The following is a 398-nucleotide window of genomic DNA, read 5'->3' as shown; positions in this document are numbered from 1 at the left end:
AGAACAATCATCATAGGGGTGATGTTTCCAAAAATGATAAGAAACGCGCTTACCACTGGCATTAAATTCAATTCACATACGAATGTAATTACCTTCAATCTCAGCCGGTCCATTGTAGGAAAGGTCCAACATATCCGTGGGATAAACTTGTAATTGAAGCGGTACACCAGAGCATCCGTAGAGATCAACATAATGCAATCTTACAAAGCACTCTCCGGTTAAAAAGACCTCTCGTGCAATGGTTGCTTGCAGCCCATAAAAGCTGGTAACTACATCATAATCGGCTTCATCAACCCAATGCCACCATAAGTCTAAAAGCTTTTTCTTTTCTTCTTGAAACCCTTCAATGCGAGGATAGGGTTTAATCCCATAACTTATAGCCGCAGAGACCCATGCCT

Annotated in this window: 1 pseudogene; it reads right to left on the bottom strand. The window is 41.5% G+C overall.

The annotated features are described in order from the left end of the window. Positions 1–398: pseudogene (locus tag J7R10_RS09275) on the bottom strand (phage portal protein); the annotation flags it as partial.

It is taken from the genome of Bartonella vinsonii subsp. berkhoffii ATCC 51672 (assembly GCF_902825225.1).
In the GTDB taxonomy this organism is placed as follows: Bacteria; Pseudomonadota; Alphaproteobacteria; order Rhizobiales; family Rhizobiaceae; genus Bartonella; species Bartonella berkhoffii.
This window is presented reverse-complemented; position numbering and strand designations above follow the sequence as displayed.